General features: G+C 37.3%; 21 protein-coding genes and 1 tRNA gene. 3 read left to right on the top strand and 19 right to left on the bottom strand.

Annotated elements, in window-relative coordinates:
- Positions 1-13 precede the first annotated feature (13 nt).
- Positions 14-598: a hypothetical protein gene (locus tag IGK27_RS03810; RefSeq protein ID WP_002404468.1), complete on the bottom strand. Its 585-nt coding sequence runs from the start codon at positions 596-598 to the stop codon at positions 14-16.
- 176 nt (positions 599-774) lie between these two features.
- Between IGK27_RS03810 and IGK27_RS03805 the strand changes: the two genes are divergently transcribed.
- Together IGK27_RS03805 and mprF are read left to right on the top strand one after the other, a co-directional pair.
- Complete coding sequence (locus IGK27_RS03805; protein WP_002361424.1) at positions 775-1,509, top strand: alpha/beta fold hydrolase; 735 nt, start codon at positions 775-777, stop codon at positions 1,507-1,509.
- Positions 1,506-4,037, top strand: a complete 2,532-nt coding sequence (gene mprF / locus IGK27_RS03800) for a bifunctional lysylphosphatidylglycerol flippase/synthetase MprF (protein ID WP_002355928.1) — start codon at positions 1,506-1,508, stop codon at positions 4,035-4,037. The genes IGK27_RS03805 and mprF overlap by 4 nt, the downstream gene beginning before the upstream one ends.
- A gap of 70 nt (positions 4,038-4,107) precedes the next feature.
- Here the strand turns inward: mprF and IGK27_RS03795 are convergent, their stop codons facing one another.
- Together IGK27_RS03795 and IGK27_RS03790 are read right to left on the bottom strand one after the other, a co-directional pair.
- Positions 4,108-4,920 (bottom strand): pyruvate, water dikinase regulatory protein, encoded by an 813-nt coding sequence (locus tag IGK27_RS03795; protein ID WP_002355927.1) that lies wholly within the window; start codon positions 4,918-4,920, stop codon positions 4,108-4,110.
- A 12-nt stretch (positions 4,921-4,932) separates the two neighbouring features.
- Positions 4,933-5,562 (bottom strand): helix-turn-helix transcriptional regulator, encoded by a 630-nt coding sequence (locus IGK27_RS03790; protein ID WP_002355926.1) that lies wholly within the window; start codon positions 5,560-5,562, stop codon positions 4,933-4,935.
- 169 nt (positions 5,563-5,731) lie between these two features.
- Here IGK27_RS03790 and ppdK point away from each other — a divergent pair, with 169 nt between their 5' ends.
- A complete protein-coding gene (gene ppdK / locus IGK27_RS03785) occupies positions 5,732-8,377 on the top strand; it encodes a pyruvate, phosphate dikinase (protein ID WP_033626698.1) in 2,646 nt (881 codons plus the stop codon).
- Between the two features lie 113 nt (positions 8,378-8,490).
- Here ppdK and IGK27_RS03780 read toward each other — a convergent pair whose 3' ends face one another.
- From IGK27_RS03780 to sfsA, 16 genes are all read right to left on the bottom strand, one after another.
- Positions 8,491-8,823 carry a putative quinol monooxygenase gene (locus IGK27_RS03780; protein WP_002355924.1) on the bottom strand — a complete coding sequence of 111 codons (333 nt, stop codon included), beginning with the start codon at positions 8,821-8,823 and terminating at the stop codon, positions 8,491-8,493.
- A 193-nt stretch (positions 8,824-9,016) separates the two neighbouring features.
- Positions 9,017-9,090: transfer RNA gene (locus tag IGK27_RS03775), tRNA-Arg, on the bottom strand.
- Positions 9,091-9,410: 320 nt separating this feature from the next.
- Positions 9,411-10,604 (bottom strand): GNAT family N-acetyltransferase, encoded by a 1,194-nt coding sequence (locus tag IGK27_RS03770; RefSeq protein ID WP_033626699.1) that lies wholly within the window; start codon positions 10,602-10,604, stop codon positions 9,411-9,413.
- Between the two features lie 57 nt (positions 10,605-10,661).
- On the bottom strand, positions 10,662-12,056 hold the full coding sequence (locus IGK27_RS03765) for a glycoside hydrolase family 1 protein (protein ID WP_002364647.1): 1,395 nt from the start codon (positions 12,054-12,056) through the stop codon (positions 10,662-10,664).
- A gap of 83 nt (positions 12,057-12,139) precedes the next feature.
- A complete protein-coding gene (locus IGK27_RS03760) occupies positions 12,140-13,417 on the bottom strand; it encodes a PTS sugar transporter subunit IIC (protein WP_002355920.1) in 1,278 nt (425 codons plus the stop codon).
- A gap of 65 nt (positions 13,418-13,482) precedes the next feature.
- Positions 13,483-13,803, bottom strand: coding sequence for a PTS lactose/cellobiose transporter subunit IIA (locus IGK27_RS03755; RefSeq protein WP_002355919.1), 321 nt, complete (start codon positions 13,801-13,803; stop codon positions 13,483-13,485).
- 22 nt (positions 13,804-13,825) lie between these two features.
- Positions 13,826-14,152 (bottom strand): PTS sugar transporter subunit IIB, encoded by a 327-nt coding sequence (locus IGK27_RS03750; RefSeq protein WP_002355918.1) that lies wholly within the window; start codon positions 14,150-14,152, stop codon positions 13,826-13,828.
- 275 nt (positions 14,153-14,427) lie between these two features.
- Positions 14,428-14,838 (bottom strand): DUF3284 domain-containing protein, encoded by a 411-nt coding sequence (locus IGK27_RS03745; protein ID WP_002355917.1) that lies wholly within the window; start codon positions 14,836-14,838, stop codon positions 14,428-14,430.
- Entirely contained in the window at positions 14,838-15,038 is a 201-nt protein-coding gene (locus IGK27_RS03740) for a DUF3188 domain-containing protein (RefSeq protein ID WP_002355916.1), read from the bottom strand. Before IGK27_RS03740 ends, IGK27_RS03745 begins: the two co-directional genes overlap by 1 nt.
- Positions 15,039-15,051: 13 nt before the next feature.
- Positions 15,052-15,270 (bottom strand): hypothetical protein, encoded by a 219-nt coding sequence (locus tag IGK27_RS03735; protein WP_002355915.1) that lies wholly within the window; start codon positions 15,268-15,270, stop codon positions 15,052-15,054.
- Positions 15,271-15,313: 43 nt separating this feature from the next.
- Entirely contained in the window at positions 15,314-16,777 is a 1,464-nt protein-coding gene (locus tag IGK27_RS03730) for a PTS sugar transporter subunit IIC (RefSeq protein WP_002369870.1), read from the bottom strand.
- A gap of 141 nt (positions 16,778-16,918) precedes the next feature.
- Positions 16,919-17,236 carry a PTS sugar transporter subunit IIB gene (locus IGK27_RS03725; protein WP_002355913.1) on the bottom strand — a complete coding sequence of 106 codons (318 nt, stop codon included), beginning with the start codon at positions 17,234-17,236 and terminating at the stop codon, positions 16,919-16,921.
- 229 nt (positions 17,237-17,465) lie between these two features.
- Positions 17,466-20,171 carry a sigma 54-interacting transcriptional regulator gene (locus IGK27_RS03720; protein ID WP_002355912.1) on the bottom strand — a complete coding sequence of 902 codons (2,706 nt, stop codon included), beginning with the start codon at positions 20,169-20,171 and terminating at the stop codon, positions 17,466-17,468.
- A gap of 44 nt (positions 20,172-20,215) precedes the next feature.
- Complete coding sequence (locus IGK27_RS03715; RefSeq protein WP_002361413.1) at positions 20,216-21,517, bottom strand: DEAD/DEAH box helicase; 1,302 nt, start codon at positions 21,515-21,517, stop codon at positions 20,216-20,218.
- A gap of 26 nt (positions 21,518-21,543) precedes the next feature.
- The gene (locus IGK27_RS03710; RefSeq protein WP_002355910.1) at positions 21,544-22,542 is read right to left on the bottom strand and encodes a Gfo/Idh/MocA family protein; all 999 of its coding nucleotides are present in this window, start codon (positions 22,540-22,542) and stop codon (positions 21,544-21,546) included.
- Between the two features lie 105 nt (positions 22,543-22,647).
- On the bottom strand, positions 22,648-23,379 hold the full coding sequence (gene sfsA, locus IGK27_RS03705; protein ID WP_002361411.1) for a DNA/RNA nuclease SfsA: 732 nt from the start codon (positions 23,377-23,379) through the stop codon (positions 22,648-22,650).
- Positions 23,380-23,418 lie beyond the last annotated feature (39 nt).

The following is a 23,418-nucleotide window of genomic DNA, read 5'->3' as shown; positions in this document are numbered from 1 at the left end:
TGTTCCTTTCACATTATGTCAAACCAAAAGTAGTAATTATCTTCGTTGCTACTTCTTCTGGTGTCATGTTTGAATTATTTATTTTCGTTATTTTTACATTTGGAAATGTACTTTCTAGTTCACCTTCGTGGCTTACTAATCGATGTTCTTTAAAGGTATTGAGTAATTCTTTTCGAGAAAAGTCGACATCGCGTTTTGAAGGTTTTGCCTCTAGCCGTTCTGGATGAACATTTCGTTCTAGGCGGATTGCTGTTGAAGAGACGAGTTCGACGAAATAGACGGCTTCATGTTTACTAAGAAAAATTTCTGATATTTCTTCTAAAAATTGAAAATCTTGTTCTTGATCAAAAGCAATCACCACTGTAAAAATAATGTTTTTTGTTGTATTTGTGGCTGGATTTTCGACAAAGGCATGAAAAAGTTCCTTTCTAACGGAATCAGACAATTGAAATGCACGTTCCGTATACCCAAGATAGTTTGCAAATAAGTCAATGGTTTGATGATTAAATAGTAATTTAGCATCTAACTGCTTTTCTAAAGCCTTGCCAACGGTCATTTTCCCGACAGCTTGGGCACCAATTAAAACGATTAAAGACATCAACTTCCCCTCCTCTAGCCTAATTTTTAGGTGGCTATCTTCTACTATATCACACTATATTACAACACCTTACAAAACTGTTCGGAAAATTTTCTGTTTTTTATTACAAAAAAAAGACAAAAGACTCTATAATGAGAGAGGACTCGATTGATTATAGATGAGATAGGTGACGGAGAATGGCAATAGAAAAATATTTTCAAACAATAGATGGCAGTCAAATTTTTTATCAAATTTTTGGCAAAGAAACAAATTACCCCCTTGTGTTACTTCATGGTAATGGCAATGATCATACTTTTTTTAATTATCAAATTTCTTATTTCTCCAAGGAGTATCAAGTTATTGCGGTGGATACCCGCGGACATGGACGTTCCACCAATACACAAAGTCAATTAACTTTTCCGCTTTTAGCAGAAGATTTAGCTGGTATTATTCAACAAGAACACTTAACAAAAATTAATTTATTGGGCTTTAGTGACGGAGCAAATATTGCCATGGTTTTTACCCATTTATATCCTGATTTCGTCAACAAACTCGTCTTAAATTCTGGAAATGTCACCATGTCTGGTCTGAAAAAATATGTAACGATTGCCACTTATTTTCAATATTGGTTTTGTCGTATTGGCGCCTTTTTTTCAAAAAAATTGCGCGCACGGCTCCCTATCGTGGCTCTGTTATTTGAAGATACTGGACTGACAAAACAAGATTTAGAACACATCCCCTGTCCTACTCTTGTTATTACTGGCAGTCGAGATTTAATTGCGCTTTCCCATTCACGGGCGATTGCTGATGCCATTCCTGATGGTAAATTGGTCTTGGTAAATAAACAGGGTCATTTATTTGCCAAAAACTCACCAGATATTTTTAATAAAACAATCGAAAAATTCTTAAAGGAAATGAAGGTGTCTAAATGAAACAAATTATTCATTGGATCAAAACGCATACAGGATTACTAAAAACACTGTTTGTTATTGCGGTCTCAATTATTGTTGTTGCCCAACTTTTATCAATTGGTAAAACGATCTCATTTGAACAGTTAAAACAGATTTTTGATGAGATTCCGCTATGGAAATTGTTATTGATGATGGTTATCGGTTTAGTTTCCGTTACTCCGATGCTAAATTATGACTTAACATTAAATCGCATTTTAAACTTGAAAGTCTCAAAACGGGAACTCCTTGAATCTAGCTGGATTGTCAATACCATCAATAATATTGGTGGATTCGGTGGTTTGGTCAGCATGGGACTTCGTTCTGAATTTTATGGAAATAAAACAGAGGAAAAGAAAATTTTACCTGCGTTAACCCATATTTTACTTTTTGTGTTATCCGGTCTATCTATTTATAGTATTCTTTGCTTTTTCCTTGTTCAGTTTGATCCAAAGATGGCTTATTTACAGCAATATTGGATTTGGTTATTAGGTGGCGGTCTTTATTTCCCATTACTTTATCTTATTTTACATTTCCAAAAAAATAGTTCCTTTGGTAACCTCGATGCAAAAAATCGCTTATCTCTAGTTGTTTCTTCGTTTTTAGAATGGACAGGTGTTTTAATTACCTTTATCAGTATTGGTTACTTATTAGATGTACCGATTCCTTTAATTGATATTGTTCCTTTATATGTAGCAGCTTCGATTATTGGGATTGCTTCGATGATTCCAGGGGCTTTAGGTAGTTTTGATGTCATGATGATTTTAGGACTGAGCAACTTAGGTGTCGATCGTGAAATTATTGTTTTGTGGTTATTGCTCTATCGTTTATTCTATTATATTATTCCTTTCTTAATTGGCTGTTTGTTCTTTACAAAACACTTAAGCCAAAAGTTGGATACTCATTATCGTCAATTGCTAAAACAAATTACTTTGGAAATTGCCCACAAGCTGGAAGTGGTTTTACTTTATTTTTCAGGAATTATGATGGTGCTCCTAGCCACTATTCCAGAAGCCTTCACTCAAGTGCATTGGTTAAGAGATATTAACCCCTTCCGTTCTCATATTATTATTCAAATTCCGAGTATTGTCTTAGGCTTTGCATTATTAATTATGGGACGTGGGATTGCTGATCGTGTTAAAAGAGCCTATTATCCAACGATTATTTTATTAATTGGTGCTATCTTGTATTCATTTGTTGTTGACTTTAGTATGTTTTCCATTTTCTATTTAGCTATTTTATTATTTATCGTTATTTTTTCAAAATCAGAATTGTACCGTGAACAACTGGTTTACTCTTGGGAGTGGATGACGATTGATGGGTTTATCTTTGGCTTGTTGACTTTGTTATACCTGGTAATTGGTGTTTATAATTTACCGAACTTCCCACACCATCGTCATCATTTTGTGGAATTTTTCTTGTTCCCTTCCGAACGGATCTGGTTGTCAGGATTTATCGCTATCCTCTTAGTTATGAGTTTTAACTTTCTATTTGTTCGCTACCTTCAAGGGAAAAAACACCAAGTTGGTGAGTTTCCAGAAGATAGTATCTTGCATAATATCTTAACAACTTATGGCGGGAATATTGACAGTGAACTTGTCTTTCTTCATGATAAACAGGTTTTCTTATATCCCAAAGAAGAACCGACTGTCTTTTTACAATTCAACACCATTAATAATAAATGCGTTGTGATGGGCAACCCTTCTGGGAACAAAGAAGATTTTCCTGCGGCGATTGATGCATTCCTTAAAGAAACAGATCGTTTCGGCTATGTACCCGTCTTTTACGAAACCAATGAGGACAGCGTGATGTTACTACACGAATATGGCTACGAATTTATCAAAATGGGCGAAGAAGCCTTAGTTAATCTAGAAACATTTACGATGTCTGGGAAAAAATTCAAAGGTACCCGCGCAGTGTTTAATAAAATTACCAAAGCCGGCTATTCATTTGACGTACTCCAACCTCCTTTTAGTACCGAACAAATGCACGAATTAAAAGCTATTTCGGATAGTTGGTTAGACAATCGAAAAGAAAAAGGCTTTTCACTAGGATTTTTCGATGAAGCGTATCTTCAAAGAAACCCAATTGCTGTTGTCCGAAATGCTGAAGGAGAAATGGTCTCTTTCGCTAATATCATTCCTAGTTACACAAATGAAGTTGGTACCATCGACTTGATGCGTCACCATAAAGAAAAAGCCCCTTCTGGAAGTATGGATTTCTTATTTATTCATTTATTTGAATATATGAAAACAGAAAATATTCATTATTTCAATTTAGGGATGGCTCCGTTAGCCAATGTTGGTCAATCAAGAAAAAGTTTTATTCAAGAACGGATTGCTGCGTTAATTTATGAATTTGGTTCAGAAATTTACTCCTTCCAAGGATTACGCGAATACAAGGAAAAATTTGCTAGCAAATGGCAACCCCGCTATACACTTTATTCTAAAAGTAGTTGGATTGTCTACGTGATGATCGCTTTACTCATTGTCGATCAAAAAAATATTGACTAACAAAAAGAAGCCCAATTAAGTATAAAAAGCTTGACAACTTCACTGAAATTTAGTGAGGTTGCCAAGCTTTTTAATTTCTTTCATCTAGTTTTTCTTTAATCAAAAAGGCTGTTTCTTCGACAGATTTTGCGGTTACATCAATCACTGGGATACCATACTTCGCAAAAATTTCTTCAGCATAAGCTAATTCTTGTTCAATCCGTTCAACATTGGTATAACTGGTCTCATTACCTAAACCTAAGGAAGCCAACCGACTGCTACGAATCTGTCCTAATGTTTCTGGCGAACAAACTAAACCAATCATTTTTTGTGGATCCATTTCTTCCAAAATTGGCGGCAATGGAACTTCTGGAATTAATGGTAAGTTAGAAACGCGGTAGCCTTGATTTGCTAAATACATACTGACTGGCGTTTTTGAGGTCCGCGAAACGCCTAATAACAATATATCAGAATCAAGAAACCCTTGAGGATTTTTGCCATCATCATATTTTACAGCAAATTCAATCGCTGAGATTTTATCAAAGTAAGCACGATCTAGTTGGTGGCGTCGTCCAGGCTCTTCAATAGGATCTACTCCGGCTTTCGCTTGAATTAATTCAAAAAATGGCGCCATTAAATCTAAATATAACAACCCTGTTCGTTCACTAAATTCTTTCGCCGCTGTGATTAGTTGTTTACTGACTAATGTACTGACAACTAAGGCTTTATCTTTTAAGGCATCTTTTAAAATCTCTAATAATTCTTCTTCTGTTGTGACAAAAGAAAAATTGTATCGATTAAGAAAAGAAATATCTGGATATTGTGCGCTTGCTGCAGCTAACAATTTTTGTGATGTTTCTCCAAGTGAATCGGAAATAGTATAAACAATGATCTCTTTTTTCATAATTAAGCTCCCTTATCTGTTTTGTGCGGCTTCTTTCGCTTGTTGCGTAATATAGGTTAAAATTTTCGTTTTCGTAATTTTTCCAATAACTTTTTTAGGATTTTCTTTTTCAACGACTGGCAAAGAATCCACTTCGTATTTTTGCAAAGTGTCAGCAGCTTCAAGAATAGTAAATTCTGGTGTGCAGGTTTTCACATGTGGCACTCTTGTCATACAAACAGCAACAGGTGTGCCATCAATATTTGTATTTAAAGAGGCCCGTAATAAATCTTTTCGTGACAAAACCCCTAATAATTCTTTTGCTTCATCCATGACATAAAGAGAACCGACATCATACATAAACAAGTTGGTAATCGCATCTCGAATTGAGGTGTCTTGGGCAACCATCAATGGTGGACTCATGATCTCCTGAACTTTTGTTTGAAAAACATCAAAAAAGAAAAAAGCCTCCATATTATCACTTTCGTAAGTATAACCAACTTTCGGACTTGCTTTTAAAATTCCTGAAAGTGTTAAAAAAGACAAATCAGAACGCAATGTCGCACGTGAAACGGCTAGTATGTCCGAAATGCGTTCACCACTAACTGGCTGATGCTCTTTTACAACAGCGATAATTTGCTCTTGTCGTTTACTTAATTTCATCATTTCCTCCTCAATTCCTCTTAAACAAATTGTGCATTCGCTTACAATTATACACATATTTATTGTTTTTTCAACATATTGACAAGAAACTTTTTCTATTGACAAACTTATTTCCGTCAATTATGATGTTTATTGAACATATAAGACACATATTAAACGGAGGTCACGCATGAAAAAGTTTATTTATTCTTTTAACGAAACACACAATGAAGGTAAAGAGACTCTTGGTGGTAAAGGGGCGAACTTGGCAGAAATGACACGCTTAGGTTTGCCGATTCCGCAAGGATTCACGATTACAACCCGTTGCTGTATGGACTATTTGGCAGATGCTACTTTCTTTGAAGAACACTTACAATCAGAAATTTTGAAAGCGGTTAAAAATCTAGAAACTGAAACAGGCAAATCTTTTACCGCGGACAATGAGATTCTCTTAGTTTCCGTTCGCAGCGGTGCTGCCTTCTCGATGCCTGGTATGATGGATACTATTTTAAATTTAGGTTTAAATGATCAACGTGTGAAAAAATTTGCGACCTTAACCTCTCCTGGTTTTGCTTTTGACTGTTATCGCCGACTTATTCAAATGTTTGGAGACGTCGTCTATCACATTCCCAAAGAATTATTTGACCAACAAAAAGAGCGCTTGGAACAAGAGCTAAACAAAAAAATTACCGCTTTTCAAGAAGCAGATCATTTCGCCTTGATTGTCCGCTACCAAGAAGTTTTTGAACAACATCATGTGGTCTTCCCGCAAGACCCTGTCGCACAACTTTTTGAAGCAATCAAAGCTGTTTTTGATTCATGGAATAATCAACGTGCGGTGGTTTATCGAAACTTACATCATATTGCACATGATTTAGGTACAGCTGTCAACATTCAAGAAATGGTTTTCGGCAATCGTGGACTAGACAGTGGCACTGGCGTTGTTTTCACTAGAAATCCGGTCACAGGGGAAAATCAACTGTTTGGAGAGTTTCTTTTGAACGCGCAAGGAGAAGATGTAGTGGCTGGTATTCGGACGCCAGAACCCATTCGTCGTTTACGTTTGACTATGCCAAAAGTTTATCAAGATTTTCGCCATTACGCAGAACTTTTAGAATATCATTATCGTGACATGCAAGATATTGAATTTACCATTGAAAATGAAAAATTATATATTTTACAAACAAGAAACGGGAAACGAACCGCCGCAGCTACGGTTAAAATTGCTTTAGACTTAGCCAAAGAAAATCGCATTACTAAACAAGAAGCACTGTTGCGTGTGACACCTGATACGATTGATCAATTAATTCATCCCGTGTTTGATCAAGAGAAACGACAACACATGGAACGTTTAGCTATGGGACTTCCTGCTAGTCCTGGTGCAGCAAGTGGCCAAATTGTTTTTACAGCAGAAAAAGCCAAAGAACTGACCAATCTAGGAAAGAAAGTCATTCTTGTTCGTCAAGAAACTTCACCAGAAGATATTGAAGGCATGGTTGTAAGCGAAGCAATTGTGACCAGTCGTGGCGGAATGACTTCTCATGCCGCTGTGGTCGCACGAGGAATGGGAACTTGCTGTGTGACTGGTTGTGAAAGTTTAACCGTCAATGAAGAAACCAAACAACTACACTGCGGGCCACAGGTCATCTTAGAAGGAACAATCATTTCCGTCGATGGCTCAACGGGGGAAATTTATCTTGGCGAAATTCCTACAATTTCTGTTGATAATAACGATGACCTTCAAGAGCTCTTGTCTTGGGCAGATGCGTACGCTGATTTAACTGTTCGTGCCAATGCAGAAACTACACAAGATTTAGAGACTGCTATCCGTTTTGGCGCAGCGGGGATTGGTTTAGCGCGAACAGAGCATATGTTTTTCGGTGAAGAGCGTGTCTTGGAAATGCGTCGCCTGATTTTAGCAGAGTCTGAAAAGGAAGCAACCTATGCGTTGGAACAACTTCTTCATTTTCAACAGGAAGACTTTTATCAAATGCTGAAAGTAGTTCAAGACAAGCCCATGGTGGTCCGCTTGTTAGATCCGCCGATGCATGAGTTTTTACCTCATGAAAAGAATGATATTCAATTATTAGCGAAGCAACTACAACGGTTCCCGGTGACCATCGCCAAACAAATTGAACGGTTACAAGAAACCAATCCAATGTTGGGTCATCGTGGTTGTCGCTTAGGTGTGACCCAACCACAAATATACAAAATGCAAGTTACAGCCTTATTTACTAGTGCCATTCGATTAGTCAAAGAAGGAATTACTGTTTATCCAGAAGTGATGATTCCTCTAATCGCCGAAAAAGAAGAACTTCTCTATCTCAAACGCATTTTAAAAGAAACGATTGACGGTCTCTTTGAAGAACATAAAATGACTCCTTTCCCTTACGAAATCGGGACAATGATTGAACTACCTAGAGCTTGTCTGATTGCGGATCAGTTAGCAGAAGAAGCAGACTTTTTCAGCTTTGGAACAAATGATTTAACACAAATGACCTATGGTTTTTCTCGTGATGATATCGGTAAATTCATTAATACGTATCGGGAAAAGAAAATCATTACCCAAGATCCGTTTCAATCATTAGATCAAACAGGTGTTGGTCAACTGATTCAATTAGCTGTAGAGAAAGCGCGTCGCACTAAACCAAACATGAGTATCGGCGTATGTGGAGAAGTCGGTGGTGATCCGCAATCCATCACGTTTTTCCAAACACTTGGCCTAAACTACATCTCTTGCTCACCTTATCGGGTACCTATTGCGAAACTCGCAGCTGCCCAAGCCAAAATTTTAACCGAACCGGCTGTGACTGAAGAACAAATGGTCCTTCTTTAATTTAACGTGTGTAACAAATGATTCATCCTTACAAGATAAAAAGTGCTAGGAACATCAGTCGAAACGGCTGATGTTCCTAGCACTAATTTTTAAGATCAATGATTGCACTCTGGTTATTTTCTTATAAACGCAGCATCTTTTGTCAAGGGGTCTGTTACATCTGATACATATCTTTCTACTTTCATATGCAAATCATATTTTTCTCTAAGTTCCGTAATACGGGTCATCATTGGAGAAGCGTGGTGTTTGTCTAATGCTTCCTGATCTGTCCAACTATCAATCAGCAGAACTGTTTCTTCATCGTCCATTGGAAAAAAGTATTCATAGCGACTATTCCCTTTTTCTGCACGAATCGCCTCTACAATTCCGCTGGCAATCATTTCTTTGGCAAATTCTCTTGCACCTCCATTTGTCCCACTATAATAAATATTTATAGTAATCGCCATCTGTCTTCCCCCTTAAATTTACTTGCCTTTTTACGTTCCCAACTAAGGTTATTCAGCATTTTACTGTGTTTTTCTGTGTTCGAAATCACTATAATATAGCAATTCTGTTTTGTAAAGAAAAATAGAATTCTAAAATTTTTGGCACAAATAAAACAAAACACCTATCAAATCAACATTTGAAAGGTGTTTTTTACGTTCCCGACTGGAATTGAACCAGCGACCTACCGCTTAGGAGGCGGTTGCTCTATCCTACTGAGCTACGAGAACAATCTGTTTTAATTTTAGAAGTCTTCACTACATCTGTCAATAGACAAAAAGAAAGTATCCCGCATAAACAATTATGCGAGATACTTTCTTTCAGTGAAACACGTCGTTCGTTTATCTATTATTTTTTTTGCCGCCGATCAAGAATCATTTTTCCTAAATAATAAAGTCCTGTCGCAATAGCTATATATTGCCCAATTTTATTATTGCGTGCAACTTTTTCTTGTTTCGTTTTCGCCATTGTCCCCATCACCTTTCTAAAATAATTCTTTTTACATTTTTATTATAGTAGGTTCTGTCATTTTTTGCGAATAAACACACTTTTAAAAATAATCTTCTAAAATTGGCATGTCTTTGACTAAACGTTGGCCTAAACGTTGAACTGTCGTTGCATCTCCTTGCAAGCGTTCATAAAAAGATAACGTTTCTGCTGAACGATAGCCCAAGAATAGTTGCGTCCACGTTTGGATATCTGCTTTCAAAGCAGCAGTCCCTTCTTTTTCCACAGCACCTTTAGTCACTGTTGCTTTTCCTTGTTCGTCAATTGTGATTGTCCAAATGCCTTCATTCCATGGCCCATAGGAATCTTCAATCTCTAAAGAATACGTTTCTTTTTCTCCTGATTGAAATGGATACTTTTCCAGAAATGTTTGTAACTCAACGATTCGTGCCATCATGTAAGGTAAAATTTTTACAGAAGCTGCTGGCGTTGGCATTAAATCATTTAAATCTTTTCCAGCAAAACCATTAATCCAATGGAACGATTGAACGGAACCACTATGTGAGCCAATAAACCCAGCTAAAGCTTTAAAAGCTGTATTAGTTAAATAGTTCCATTCTACGATTTCAAAGGTGCCAGCAGCTATCCGATAAATCACATAGCCTTCCGCTTTCCCTTCTGACGAATAATAAATCGCTTGATTATTTGGTTTACTTGCACGATTCAGCGTATAATCCAGCCACCAAGTTTCACGGATCACACCACCAGAGTGCGCTCTTTGATTTTCAAGGTATACGTCTTTAATGACCTCTTTACCGTCAGCCCAAGAAACTCGTTTAATGGTACCCGGAACTCGTTTAACACGTGGCCAATCTTCCGTTTTAATTGTATACTCTGCTTGTTCAAATGTTTGTTCATAGCCATATTGACGATAAAATGGATATGAAAACGGTGCTAAGTAAGAAAGGGCAACCTTTTGTTTCGCTAAATCAGCCAACATTTCTTTCATAATAGCAGAGATGCCGCCTTCACCACGATATTCTGGATAAGAAGCCACATAGCCAATTCCAGCCATGGGATAGCGGACACCATGGAAATTCACTTGAAAAGGTGTCGCCATCACTTGACTTGTTAATTGCTCATCAATTAGGAAGCCATAGCTTTGCGTATGTGACAACAATTTTTCAAAACGTTCTTGGCGTTCCGCCGTGGGTTCCTGATTAAAAGCATAGATGACAAGATCAAACATCTCTTTCATTTCTTCTTTGCCCATTTTTTTGACTCTTTTAGTTGTCATTTTCTTTCCTCCTCGCACATTGTATCAATTCATTTTATCACAGAAACGGTTCTCTTTCTAAAAGCCGTTATTTGCTGTCATTTCTTTGAACCAACGACCGCTTTTCTTAATGGTCCGTTTCGCATCATCATCTAAATCCACAGCGATGAAGCCATAACGATTTTTATAGGCATTGAGCCAAGACCAGTTATCCATACACGTCCACATATGATATCCTTGAACATTACTACCTTCTTGAATCGCTTGATGCACCCATTTCAAGTGATCTTGCACGAATTCAATCCGATAATCATCTTCAATGACTCCTTGTTCATTGACAAAGCGTTCTTCTCCTTCTACGCCCATGCCATTTTCTGAAATGTAGCAGCGAATGTTGCCATAATTTTCTTTTAAATTCATTAATGTATCATAAATACCTTTTTCGTAGATTTCCCAGCCACGGTAAGGATTCATTTTTTTGCCAGGCATATCGTAGACATCATAAAAATCTTCTGGAAGTAAGCCTTCTGGTCGTGTTTCAACAGGTGTTTCTTTTGCTTTGGCACGACGTGGTTGATAGTAGTTTACTCCTAATAAGTCCACAGTATTTTCAGCAATTATTGCTAAATCTTCTGGTGTTGTTTCTGGCAACAAGTCATTTGCTTTCGCCCAAGCAACCATATCTTCTGGAAAATGACCTTTAACAGCCGGGTCTAAAAACGAACGGTTAAAGAAACCATCGACAAATTTAGCCGCATTTACATCGGCTTCGTTGTGCTCATCACGAGGATAAGTCGGCGTTAAGTTTAAAATAATGCCAATTTCACCTGATAAGTTCATAGAGTGATAGACGGCAATCGCTTTGGCACTAGCTAAAGCTTCATGATAGAGTACTTGAATCCCTTCTTTTAGATTCACTTTATCAGGATAATGCCAGCCATAGAGATAACCACCTTCAACTGGTACAATTGGTTCATTGTGCGTAAACCATTTTTTCACGCGATCGCCAAACAATTCAAAACAGGTTTTGGCAAAGTCAACATACAAATCAACCACTTCACGGCTTTCCCAACCGCCTTTTTCTTGAAGTACCATCGGCATATCAAAATGATACAAGTTCATAAAGGGCTCAATCCCTTGTTCTAATAAATCATCAATCACTTGATTATAAAAATCAACTGCTGTTTGATTGACTTTTCCTGTTGTAGGATCTGGAATTAAACGGCTCCATTGAATGGATGTTCGAAAAGAGTTATGTCCCGTTTCTTTCATTAACTGAATATCTTCTTGGTATTTTTTATAAAATTGTGAGGTCTTATCTGGACCGACTTGTTGAAAAAATTTTTCTGGCGCTTCTTGATACCAAAAATCCCAAATATTTTGACCTTTACCATCACCTTCAAAAACGCCTTCTGTTTGAGGACCGCTGGCTGCAGAACCCCACCAAAAATTTTCTGGAAATTGATATTTCATGTTATTTGCTCCTTTACGATTTAATCATTAAAAAAAGGATTGAACCCTCCGTAAGAGTCCGGACGATTCAATCCTTCGTTTTTTTACTCGGCTGCTTCTGCGGCTGCTTCTTGTTTCAAGTATTGATCTGTTGCTACTTTTACGAAAGGCATGTAGATCAAAATAGAAATCAATAAGTTAACAGCTGCTAAAACTCCGCCGGCGATACTCTTCGTTGCTAAAAATCCGCCAATAATTGGTGGTGTTACCCAAGGTGGCATAAAGGTTGCAGCTGGTACTAAACCAGTTGCTGTCGCCACATACGCAACAGTTACAAGAACCATTGGGACTAAAATGAATGGGATAAACATAATTGGGTTTAAAACAATTGGTAAACCGAACATGACTGGTTCATTAATATTAAATAGTCCTGGTGCTAAACTTAAGTTTGTAATGACTTTGTATGGTTTGTTACGACGACCTACGATAAAGATAGCAATTAACAGACCTAATGTTGCTCCTGTTCCACCTAAGTTTACAAATGAATCAAAGAAAGGTTTGTTTACAATATAAGGAATTGCTTTACCTGCTTCTAAAGCTTTAATGTTCGCATCAATCGCTGGTACGTTGATTGTTTGCATTAATGGGTCAACCATGTTGGCACCATGTAAACCAAAGAACCACAAGAATGGTGTAATGAAAGCTAACAATAATGCTGATGGGTAGCTGTTTGCAAGTCCCATAAATGGTTGTTGAACTGCTTCATAGAATGAAATAACGATATTGTCAATTCCTAAAGCAAATAGAATTGATGTGATTAAACTAAATAAACTGATTGTAATCATTGCTGGTAATAATGCCGCAAATGATTTTGCTACTGCTGGTGGTACACCATCAGGCATTTTGATAACTAATTTAGGATTGCCAGATAAACGTTGGAATAGTTCTCCTGAAATAAGTGCAATAATCAAAGCAATAAATAATCCAGTTGCGCCCATGCCTTCTAAGCCGCCAACTGCGAAGAATGAAGCTACAGAAACTGTACCGGCTGCAATGCCGTCTTTTCCATAAGATTTAACTAAATTGTGTGCTACTAAAAAGGCTACTAAAACGGCAAAGATTGCGAATGTACCGTTCCAAATGTTACCACCAAAGCTTTTCCAAATTGGTGCATCGTTATACATCATTGGGAAAATTTTGTTTAAAAAGTCCTCATATCCTGGAATTGGAATATTATTAATTAATACCGCCAAAGCCCCTAAAATCATTAATGGCATCGTTACGACAAACGCGTCACGAATTGCTACCAAGTGCCGTTGCGCTGCGATAACTGACGCTTTCGGCATAAAGTGTTTCTCCATCCATTGAACAAATCCGTCCATTGTTATTCCTCCTAATTAACGCTTTCTCAAGCGCGTTTTTCTTATAAGACGCATTGACAACGAGATTACTCGTTATCAATACGGCGATAAAGATCGATAATTTCTTTTGCTAAATCTGTAAATGCAATCGCAGTCATTAAATGATCTTGACTGTGCACTGTTAACAATGTTACTTGCATGTTATTGCCTTTTGCTTCTTCTGTTAACATTCCTGTTTGCGAATGATGTGCATGTACAAGTGATTCTTCTGCATCTGCAATTTTTTTGTCTGCTAATTCAAAATCCCCCGATTTTGCTGCGGCAATCGCTTCCATTGCATCGCTTTTAGCATTTCCGCCATACATGATTAAACCCATGATTGCTTCTAAGTTCTGTTGTCCGTCCATTACCTCTACCCCATTTTCTGCTCTAGTTTGATGATCCCATTAATGAAATTGCTTGATCTAAAACTTTTTCGCCATTCATCATGCCATAGTCCGCCATGTTAATGACATCTAAAGGAATCCCTTTTGGTTGTAATTTTTGTTCAAATTGCCCTTTCATGAAACGAACTTGTGGGCCTAATAATAAAACATTTACCTCTTTATTTTCCAAGTTTGTATCTGCTTCAGAAGCCGATACTGCAAAGATGTCTGCTTCCATGCCACGATCTTCTGCTGCTTTTTGCATTTTTGTTACTAATAAACTTGTGCTCATTCCTGCGGAACAAACTAACATAATTGTTTTTTTTGCCATTTTCCTTCATCTCCTAAATTCTCTTTGTTTTGCTTTACACCTTTATATAAGCAAGAAGCGTGCCAAGTTTTAACACATTGAAAACCTTGATATGACAACGTTTTTCAACATAGAAAGCGTGTACACACTAAAAATAAAACGATTACACACAGCTTTTTTGTGTGCGTTTCCAAAATAATAGGGCAACAAAAGAAAGTGAGCGATAAGTCGAAACGACTCATCGCTCACTTTCTAAAGCTGAAGAGAATCAACTGGACAAAAGCCACTTTTTCCCTTTAAGCAGTTTCCATCATTTTAAGCATTTTATAAAACTGTTTCTTTTTAAAATAACTTAAAAAGATACCTAATACTGCATCATTCAGTTTTTGTAACGCCCCATAAGAAACCATTGTTTCTGTATAACGCAGTTCACAGCTTTTTTCATCAATTGGCTGGAGCTCATACCGCACCGAGAAATCATTTTTAGTTGTGGATGTTCGAAATTGATAGGTCTTATTTTCTACAGCTTCTTCAATAACTATTTTCGCGCGACTATTTTTACTATATTCTTTGATGTATTCAAACTTACGCAACTGCTTTCTTGTAAGAGTTTTGCCTGTTTGCTTACGGATATCAAAAATAACAGAATTCATTAATTGCGTGTAAAATTCATCTGCTGAAATAGTTAATGTTTTCGTAATTTCCATTACCGTTTCACCTCATCCTTTGTCGCCTCTTCTTCAGCAACTTTTTTTCCTTTAAAAAACAGGTAACCACCAAGTCCAATGAAAAAAATCCCCGTTGTCAGACTTAATAAATCATAGTTTAAGGAGCTGGGATTCAACGAATACAAAACAATCAAGAAGCCAATACTACATAAAAATAATCCATTTCTAATCATTTTCATCCATCCTATCTTTTTAGACTACCGTTGCTTGGAAGTATAAAACGCCACCCCAAGGTTGTTCCTTAATCAGCTGTTTTGCAACTTGTGCAGCAGTTTCAGGGTCTCCTTCAACTTCAAAAAATAACTTAATACCATTCTTTTCTTTAAAAGTAAATGTTTCATTTTCCCCTTGATATGCCTCTAATAAAGTAATAATTTCCTCTTGCTTCATTGCACTTGCAATCGAAATCATGCCGCTTGCTCCTTTCTATACAAGTAATTGCTGTTTTTATTGCTTATTGCTCTCTTTCGCCTAATGCAGGATCCATTTTGTTAGCAGCGATAACAAACGGTGTCCAAATCAAGAAAGTGACTACCATACATACCAACGCTACGATTGGTGCGCGCCAGTCGGCACCTGTCGCTAAGAAAGATAATAGCAACGGCGGTGTCACCCATGCGACTTGTTGAGAAACTGGGGCGACTAGCCCAAGATACGTTGCAACCCAGCCAATTGTAGTAGCAACTAATGGCGCAATTACAAATGGAATAAACATAATTGGATTCAGAACAACTGGTAAACCAAACATAATCGGTTCATTGATATTAAAGATCCCAGGTCCTAATGATAATTTACCGACTGTTAAATAATCTGCTCGTTTGGAGAATAACAAGATTGCAATAATTAGGACAATTGTACCGCCTGAACCACCAAACCAAGCAAAAGCATCAAACGAACCACGGACCCACATGTAGGCTTTACCGTCGTCAATAGCGGCTAAAACCGCAGCTGTTCCTGTTTTTCCTTCATAACCTTTTTGGAAAATATCAATATTGATTAATTGTGCTTGTCCCCAAATTCCTTCAAGAACTGGTGCCAAAACGTTTGGACCGTGAATACCAAAGAACCAGAAAATTTGAACAAAAACTGTTACGATTAACACAGCTCCTAGTCCTTGTGATAACCCAAGGAACGGTTCCGCGATATATTTTTGAATTAAGTCAATTAATAATTGACCGCCTGAAAGTTTTGACACCGTAAAGTTAATAATCGCTACGACATACAACGCGATTGTTGCTGGTAAAATTGCCGCAAACGCTTTTGAAACTGCTGGTGGAACAGAATCAGGCATTTTTATTGTTAAATCCGCTTGCATTAATTTACAAAAAATAATGGTTGATAAAGCGCCCATAATCATCACCGTAAAGAAAGCGTTACCATTTAGATGGTTGAGATTTAACCAACCCCATGGATTGACAGTCAATTGATTATTAGCAATTGACGCACCAATTTCTGCCCCATTAATTGCGTTGGCAATCTTTTCTGGCACTTTCACAGCTAATTCAGCTGTGTTATTTGGTGCAAAAGCAACACCTGAAATTAAGGTAGCTAAACTGACAATCCCACCAGCTAGCTCATTCACATTGTATGCTTTCGCTAAGTTATAGCCCCAAGAAAAAGCGAAAATCAAACCAGCGATAGCCAATGTACCATTCCAAACAAAACCATTAATCCCAATGATGACATTCAATACTGCAAAAATACCTTTGTCTGCTTCCAAACTTGCCGCATAAGTTGAGACAAACTCTTGGGGAAGATCTCGAATAATTGCGTTAATCATTACGGCGACTGATCCAGCCATTGTCGCAGGTAATGTACCAATAAAAGCATCCCTTAGTGCCACCAGATGTTTCTGTGCACCAATTTTTGCGGCAGTTGGTAAGATATATTTTTCCATCCATGCCATTAATCCGTTCATTTTTATTCCTCCTGTATCCATTTATATTTATTAAAAAGGCAGTAGCCTCATTAAACGAATGAATCGAGCGTACAAAATAAAACCTTTGGTAACATGCACTATCCTTGTTTGCTATTCACTTTTCTTAAACGTTTTAATTCCTTATCCCATTAATGAGATTGCTTGATCTAAAACTTTTTCGCCATTCATCATGCCATAATCTGCCATGTTAATTACATCTAAAGGAATCCCTTTTGGTTGTAATTTTTGTTCAAATTGCCCTTTCATGAAACGAACTTGTGGACCTAAAAGTAAAACATTCACCTCTTTATTTTCCAAGTTTGTATCTGCTTCAGAAGCCGATACTGCAAAGATGTCTGCTTCCATGCCACGATCTTCTGCTGCTTTTTGCATTTTTGTTACTAATAAACTTGTGCTCATTCCTGCGGAACAAACTAACATAATTGTTTTTTTTGCCATTTTTTCTTCATCTCCTTAAAAGTTATGACGTTATACACTTTATTTATAGCAATAATTGTGCCAAGTTTTTTCCTCATTAAAATACTGATATAACAGCTTTTGTCATCAAAAAAAGCGTGCACACACTAGAAGAAAACGCTTACACACATGAAATTGTGTGTAACTTACAAAAAGAAAACATCAAGAAAAAAGAGAGCGTTTTCTCATTTCTTGATGTTTTTTTTATTTATTATTGTTTACTTTTAATTTCATTTTCTAAAAACATTTGGGTAACATGCGCAACTTCTGCTTCCGGGATCGTCACACGATACGCCCGTTCAATTAACATAAAATTCGTGCGTACGACATCGATTTCTAAACGATGTGTTTTAACATATTCCGCTAAGTTTGGAAAAGTTCTTGCTTCTTCTCCTTTAATTAAAGCATCTACCAGAAAAGCCAAATGAATCATGATTCCGGCATCCACCCCTGGTTCAACAATAATATGCATGTCTGTTTGTATTTGATGAACTGTTTTTTGTAACATGAGAATTAATTTTTGTAAGGAGTCCACAGAAGTAATAACGCCACTTAGTGAATGAACAATTGTATCAATCGCCACTTCATCACTAGCAATCCGTTTCAGTACATTTAATTTTTCATCATCAAAAATATCATAGACGGAAAAGAAGGGAATATTTTGATATTCAACATCCACAGTTCCCGCAATGGCCTTAATTTCATATTCTTCCATCAAGTTGTCGATATGCTTTTTAAACGTTTCTCGTTCAATAAATTGCATTTGAATCAGTTCCACTTTTGTTTCATCAATAACGGGTAAGATTCGTTGGTATAGTTTTGCGGCGACCCCTTCTCCAGTAAAGCACGTCACGATTACTGCTTTTTTAACATTTTGACGTTTTTGCAGACTAGAGCGAAATTGTTCTCTCACAACGCTTTCAAAAGAAAGTTGAATATTTTGGTAAATGTCCTCTAAGCTTCGTCCCACGCTTGCCATTCGAATAGCTTCTAAGACAATCATTGTGCTCGTCATTGTAATCGCCTTCGTTCGGATACCTGTTTCTTCAAACAACATATTTCCAAACGAATTTAATGAACCCATATCCGTCAGTAATAAAATCCCATTATTTAACGATTCTTTTTGCGTAATTACTTGGTTTCGTAATTGTTCATACATTGTTTGAACTTCCATCGTTAACGGCATATTCATCGCTGTTCCGATTGATGTTCCTAAAAGTTCTTGGGCGGTTTTCAACATACTTGAGGCAGTAGAATCCCCATGCATTAAGACGAACACACCAACATTATTTTCTGGAGTTCTTTCTTCTTTACCGACATTAATAGATAAAAACATACTAATAAAGCCAATTTCATCGAAAGGAATCTCTATGTTGTTCTCTTCTTCAATAATAGAAGATAAATCTAAGGCTACTTGAAATTCTTTTTTCATGTTTTTACGGACATTATTTAAATCAGGATGGACAATCACGTGACCTTCTTTGACACGTTCAATCGTACTTTGTAAATGAAGCGCAAAGGCAAAGCGTGCTGTTTCATTGTACGTGTGTTCCAAACGCTCTTCTGCGATATCATAAAGACGATTCGTTAAGTCCCAAATAGCTTCTGGTAATAACTCCTTATGTAAAGAATGTTGGGTTAATTCTTCGACATAATTTTTAAAATACGCATTCATATCTTTAGAAATCAATTCTTCTAAATCAACATTTTCTAAGTCAGCTTCAGACAAGTCAGCAACTTTTTCTTCGATTTCATTGTAAACTTGCATGTCTCTAGCTGGATCTTGCGACCAAACAATTTTGTTGGTACCTGGTTGGAAAGATAAATAATTACTTTTACTGTCGACAAATTGATCCAAGCGCTCAGGTACTTCTTTAATTTTTAATAATCCTTTTTGGACAGGTAACGACAAATCCCGTTTACGGATAACCAAATGTTCTAAATTGTGCGTCCGATAATAAAGAAATGACTTAGCACAAACTAATTTTAAGTCCCGCTTCACCTGACCAATATTTCCTTCTGCATCGTATAACATGAACGCCAAAACTGCTTCGCGTTCGATATCAATTTGTTGGCCCAAACGTGTTGCCTCTTGCTGAATAAATAACGAAATGATGGCATAACGCTCATCTAGCGTCCGTGCATCTAAAGATGGTAATGTAATCGACATCGGAATCCGCCGATTAAAAGTGGTTAAAAAGTTTTCTGAGGATTCCGTTGTCGCACCAATAATTTGAACAGAGGCTTCATAGGTTTGGCCACTTTCTCCTAATGGACGGTACACGCCTTTATCAATAAACGTAAAGAGCATTTCTTGACCTTCTGGCGGTAAACGATGAATTTCATCTAAAAAGAGAATCCCGCCATCTGCTTTTGCCATTAAGCCTGGACTATCTTCATTCGCACCAGTATAGGCGCCTTTTTTTACGCCAAAGATATGACCAAATAATAATTGTGGGTTTTGTGCATAATCAGCACAATTAAAAGAGACAAAAGGGGCATCTTCATCTAAGGTTTTTGAATCAATGGCAAAACGGTACATACATTCAGCAAAAAGAGATTTCCCTGTTCCTGTTTTCCCAAAAATAATCGTATGCAAACCTCTTGGTGGATATAAAATAGCCGCCTTGGCCTGCTGAATACTCACTTTTAAAGAATCATTGGCACCTACTAATGTGTCAAAACTAACAGAGGTGGACTCATCTACATGGACTTGTTCTCCTTCATTGATTGTTGGCACTGAATAGATAACAGGACGTCCAGTACTTCTAGTAATTTTCTTTTCTTTGAATAATTCATTTAAATAACGGCTGGCATTACTGCGATCAATCATTAACTGTTCTGCTACCGCTCCTGCCGTTAAGCCAGTTTCATTTTTTTGAAGTAACGCTAAGATTTCTTCCTTCCGAGATTTCATGGAATCCTCCTCGATACAACGTTCTGCTTGAAGCTCGTAAAGCGTTATTTCTTCGCTTTACGAGCTCCTTTGTTTTTCGTGTTTTTCTTTTTGTTTTTCTTCTTTTTGCGTGTTTCTTGCGGTTCTTTGACAACAGAATTTACTGTTTCTGGTTTTCTTTCTTTCATACTCTTTTTTTCTGAATACGTATCTTTGGCTACGTTCTTTTTTTCTAGTTCATCTTTGGCTTTTGGCTGCTCATGAAGTGCACCATCATATAAAAAGATTTCCTGATAAGGAATGGCCAATTGTTTCATCAAACGTTGATAATCCCTTTTGGTGCCATCGTTGATAAACGTAATCACTGCCCCTTGTGCACCCATCCGGCCAACGCGACCAGAACGATGAATATAGCTCTCTTCGGTTAAAGGAACATCTACGTTTACGACGTAAGGGACCCCTGTGAAATCTAAGCCCCGTGCCGCAATATCCGTGGTTAATAACAACTTCACTCGTTCTGCTTTAAATTGATCGATCGCCAATTTACGCAACTGTTTACTTTGATCTGAAGCCAGACCAATAGCTGGCACATTCTCATAAACTAATTTTTCTTCTGCTGCACCTAAATCAGCAACTTGATTGAAAAAGACCATGCTTCTGAATGCTTCTGTATGGGCCAAACGACGTAAGTAATCAGCTTTTTTTCTTGGTGCTAACCGAATAAAGTAGTGGGCGACTTGGCCTGCTGAAGTATCTTCTTCCGTCACATCAATCACCTGTAATTTTTGGCTTAAAGATTGCGCTTGATTCACGACACGATCAGCAGTCGCTGAATAAAAAACAAGTTGGTATTCGGTTGGTGTGTGTGTCAAAATTTGCTTGGTTAAACTTAGCTCTTCCTCTTGGAAAAGTTGATCAACTTCATCCATTACGATTGTTTTTAACAACTGAGCTTTGACTTTTTTATTCTTCATTAACTCTAAAATCCGACCTGGTGTTCCGATTAACACTTCGGGACGTTTTTTTAACTTGTCAATCTGGCGTGAAACATTTGCCCCGCCGATTAACGTTTGAACCGTTAATTGAAGTGGCTTAGCCCAAGTCCGAGCAACTTCAGCAATTTGCATAGCTAATTCTTGAGACGGAGCAATAATCAACAATTGATTTCCCTGTCCTTTTTCAACAGTTAAGAGTAAAGGCAGCATGTAAGCAAGTGTTTTTCCAGTTCCTGTCGGCGAAATTCCTAAAACATTTTCTCCTTCGCGAAGGGGCGTAAAACTTTTTTCTTGAATTGTTGATGGTTCGTTAAAGCCAGAAGCTTGCCACTGTTCTTGCCAAGCCTCTGGAAGTTGTTCTAAAAATCTCATATTGTTCCTTTCCTATCGCTTAATTCTTATTTATCAGCATCAAAAATAATGCCGGCACTATGACGTAAATCAGTGACTACTTTATTGACATTTCGAGCAAGCTCAACCCATTCTTCATACTTGGTGCCCCAATACTTATCTGTTGGGTTATTTAAAACTGCTGCAAAATCACGGGCTTCTTCAATCATTGGATTATCAGCTACTTGAATATCTAAGACATCACGTTCTTCATGTGCGCGATCATGGTACTCAGCCGAAGAAATAGCATTGACACTATCTAAAATCAAGGTCCCGTTTTCAAAGTAAATTTCGGATGGCGCAAAAGAATCACTAATTTTCCCAGTGTTTAACGTCACGTCAAACTGATCATATCGTAAAATAATTGTTCCTAAGCCATCGACACCTGTCGCAATTTTACTAGCAAAATAATGGCTTTCGTTTGGTACGCCAAACCAGCCTAAGGCTGCATAAACTAAATAAACGCCTAAATCTGCTAAGGCTCCCCCAGAAAAATGAGGAGAAAAAATATTTGGCTCTTTGCCTTCTAATACTTGATCATAGCGAGAAGAATATTTCATATACGTAAAATTCGCACCTAAAATTTGGTTTTTTAATGGCAATAATTCAGCAATTTTTTGGAAACTTTGCTCATGAATATTACGGGCCGCTTCAAAGAAATACACACGATTTTTATTCGCTAATTCAATAATTTCTGCCATCTCATCAGGCGTTGAAAAAGCTGGTTTTTCAACAATTACATTTTTTTTCGCTAAAATTGCTTGTTTCGCTTGTTCAAAATGTAATGAATTTGGTGAGGCAATATAAACCGTATCCATATGTGCAATACCAAAAAACGTCTCTAAATCAATTGCATATTCCACATCCCCATAGCGAGAACCAAATTCTTGTGCCGTTGCTAGTTTCCGAGAATAAACAGCCGTTAAATCATACGCACCCGTTTCTAAAGCTGCTGCAACAAATTGATGACTAATCCAATTGGTACCAATTACGCCTAAATGTATCATAATCAAAAACCTCCATTTTTTGTTTATTTACTCTCTTTATAATAGTAATCTCTCGTACAAAAGTCACGTAATTACCCTGACTTAAAGCGCTAGGAGTTCTTCAAGTTATTTATTAGGATCATCAAATGCCTGTAATAAATCAAAGGTTACCTGTGACTTAAGTTCAATCGTTGCTGGTGTTACGTGGCAATTGTAAGCAAGGACTTGCACACCTTGATCAATTGCAGCACCCACATTTTCAGCAAAGGCAGGTTGCATCTCTTGGTGAATCGTTGCTTGCTTAATTTCTTCAAATTGGACCACAAACAAAATGTAACAGCGGTAACCCGCTTTAGTTGCAGCCATTAGTTCAGTGACATGCTTCAAGCCACGAAGTGTTGGCGCGTCAGGAAAAGCACCGATGCCTTTATTTTCTAAAGTCATGCCTTTCACTTCGACAAAAGCTTGTTCGTCCGCATCCGTTTCCACTAGAAAATCAAATTTTGAATGTGCAAATCGTTGCTCACGTTTAACAGTTTGGATCGTACCAACTAAACCAGGAAGCACAATTTGACCATTTTTTAACGCTTCATTGACTAATGTATTCGGTACTTGGCTATCAATATTAATCCAAAAAGAACCTTTTTTTACTGCAATCAAATCGTAATCTGTTTTTCTTTTAGGCGATGGTTGATAACTAAGCGCCACAACAGCACCTGGTAAAAAAACTTCTTTCCCTCTGCCAGTATTTTTGACATGTGTGACCACTTCTTCATTCGTTTCCATTAAACGACAGTGTGCAATAAACCGATTGGGTCGTTCGATAAAATAAGCAAGTTGGACATTCGGGTACTTCATACACAGACTTCCTTTCTTACACACTATACCATAAAAAAA

Origin of the sequence: Enterococcus sp. DIV0236, from assembly GCF_050558525.1 — a bacterium.
Classification (GTDB): domain Bacteria; phylum Bacillota; class Bacilli; order Lactobacillales; family Enterococcaceae; genus Enterococcus; species Enterococcus faecalis.
This window is presented reverse-complemented; position numbering and strand designations above follow the sequence as displayed.

Coding starts and splice junctions, on each gene's coding strand:
- IGK27_RS03810 (WP_002404468.1), bottom strand. CDS start 598: ATGTCTTTAATCGTTTTAATTGGTGCCCAAGCTGTCGGGAAAATGACC.
- IGK27_RS03805 (WP_002361424.1), top strand. CDS start 775: ATGGCAATAGAAAAATATTTTCAAACAATAGATGGCAGTCAAATTTTT.
- mprF (WP_002355928.1), top strand. CDS start 1,506: ATGAAACAAATTATTCATTGGATCAAAACGCATACAGGATTACTAAAA.
- IGK27_RS03795 (WP_002355927.1), bottom strand. CDS start 4,920: ATGAAAAAAGAGATCATTGTTTATACTATTTCCGATTCACTTGGAGAA.
- IGK27_RS03790 (WP_002355926.1), bottom strand. CDS start 5,562: ATGAAATTAAGTAAACGACAAGAGCAAATTATCGCTGTTGTAAAAGAG.
- ppdK (WP_033626698.1), top strand. CDS start 5,732: ATGAAAAAGTTTATTTATTCTTTTAACGAAACACACAATGAAGGTAAA.
- IGK27_RS03780 (WP_002355924.1), bottom strand. CDS start 8,823: ATGGCGATTACTATAAATATTTATTATAGTGGGACAAATGGAGGTGCA.
- IGK27_RS03770 (WP_033626699.1), bottom strand. CDS start 10,604: ATGACAACTAAAAGAGTCAAAAAAATGGGCAAAGAAGAAATGAAAGAG.
- IGK27_RS03765 (WP_002364647.1), bottom strand. CDS start 12,056: ATGAAATATCAATTTCCAGAAAATTTTTGGTGGGGTTCTGCAGCCAGC.
- IGK27_RS03760 (WP_002355920.1), bottom strand. CDS start 13,417: ATGGACGGATTTGTTCAATGGATGGAGAAACACTTTATGCCGAAAGCG.
- IGK27_RS03755 (WP_002355919.1), bottom strand. CDS start 13,803: ATGGACGGACAACAGAACTTAGAAGCAATCATGGGTTTAATCATGTAT.
- IGK27_RS03750 (WP_002355918.1), bottom strand. CDS start 14,152: ATGGCAAAAAAAACAATTATGTTAGTTTGTTCCGCAGGAATGAGCACA.
- IGK27_RS03745 (WP_002355917.1), bottom strand. CDS start 14,838: ATGGAAATTACGAAAACATTAACTATTTCAGCAGATGAATTTTACACG.
- IGK27_RS03740 (WP_002355916.1), bottom strand. CDS start 15,038: ATGAAAATGATTAGAAATGGATTATTTTTATGTAGTATTGGCTTCTTG.
- IGK27_RS03735 (WP_002355915.1), bottom strand. CDS start 15,270: ATGATTTCGATTGCAAGTGCAATGAAGCAAGAGGAAATTATTACTTTA.
- IGK27_RS03730 (WP_002369870.1), bottom strand. CDS start 16,777: ATGAACGGATTAATGGCATGGATGGAAAAATATATCTTACCAACTGCC.
- IGK27_RS03725 (WP_002355913.1), bottom strand. CDS start 17,236: ATGGCAAAAAAAACAATTATGTTAGTTTGTTCCGCAGGAATGAGCACA.
- IGK27_RS03720 (WP_002355912.1), bottom strand. CDS start 20,171: ATGAAATCTCGGAAGGAAGAAATCTTAGCGTTACTTCAAAAAAATGAA.
- IGK27_RS03715 (WP_002361413.1), bottom strand. CDS start 21,517: ATGAGATTTTTAGAACAACTTCCAGAGGCTTGGCAAGAACAGTGGCAA.
- IGK27_RS03710 (WP_002355910.1), bottom strand. CDS start 22,542: ATGATACATTTAGGCGTAATTGGTACCAATTGGATTAGTCATCAATTT.
- sfsA (WP_002361411.1), bottom strand. CDS start 23,379: ATGAAGTACCCGAATGTCCAACTTGCTTATTTTATCGAACGACCCAAT.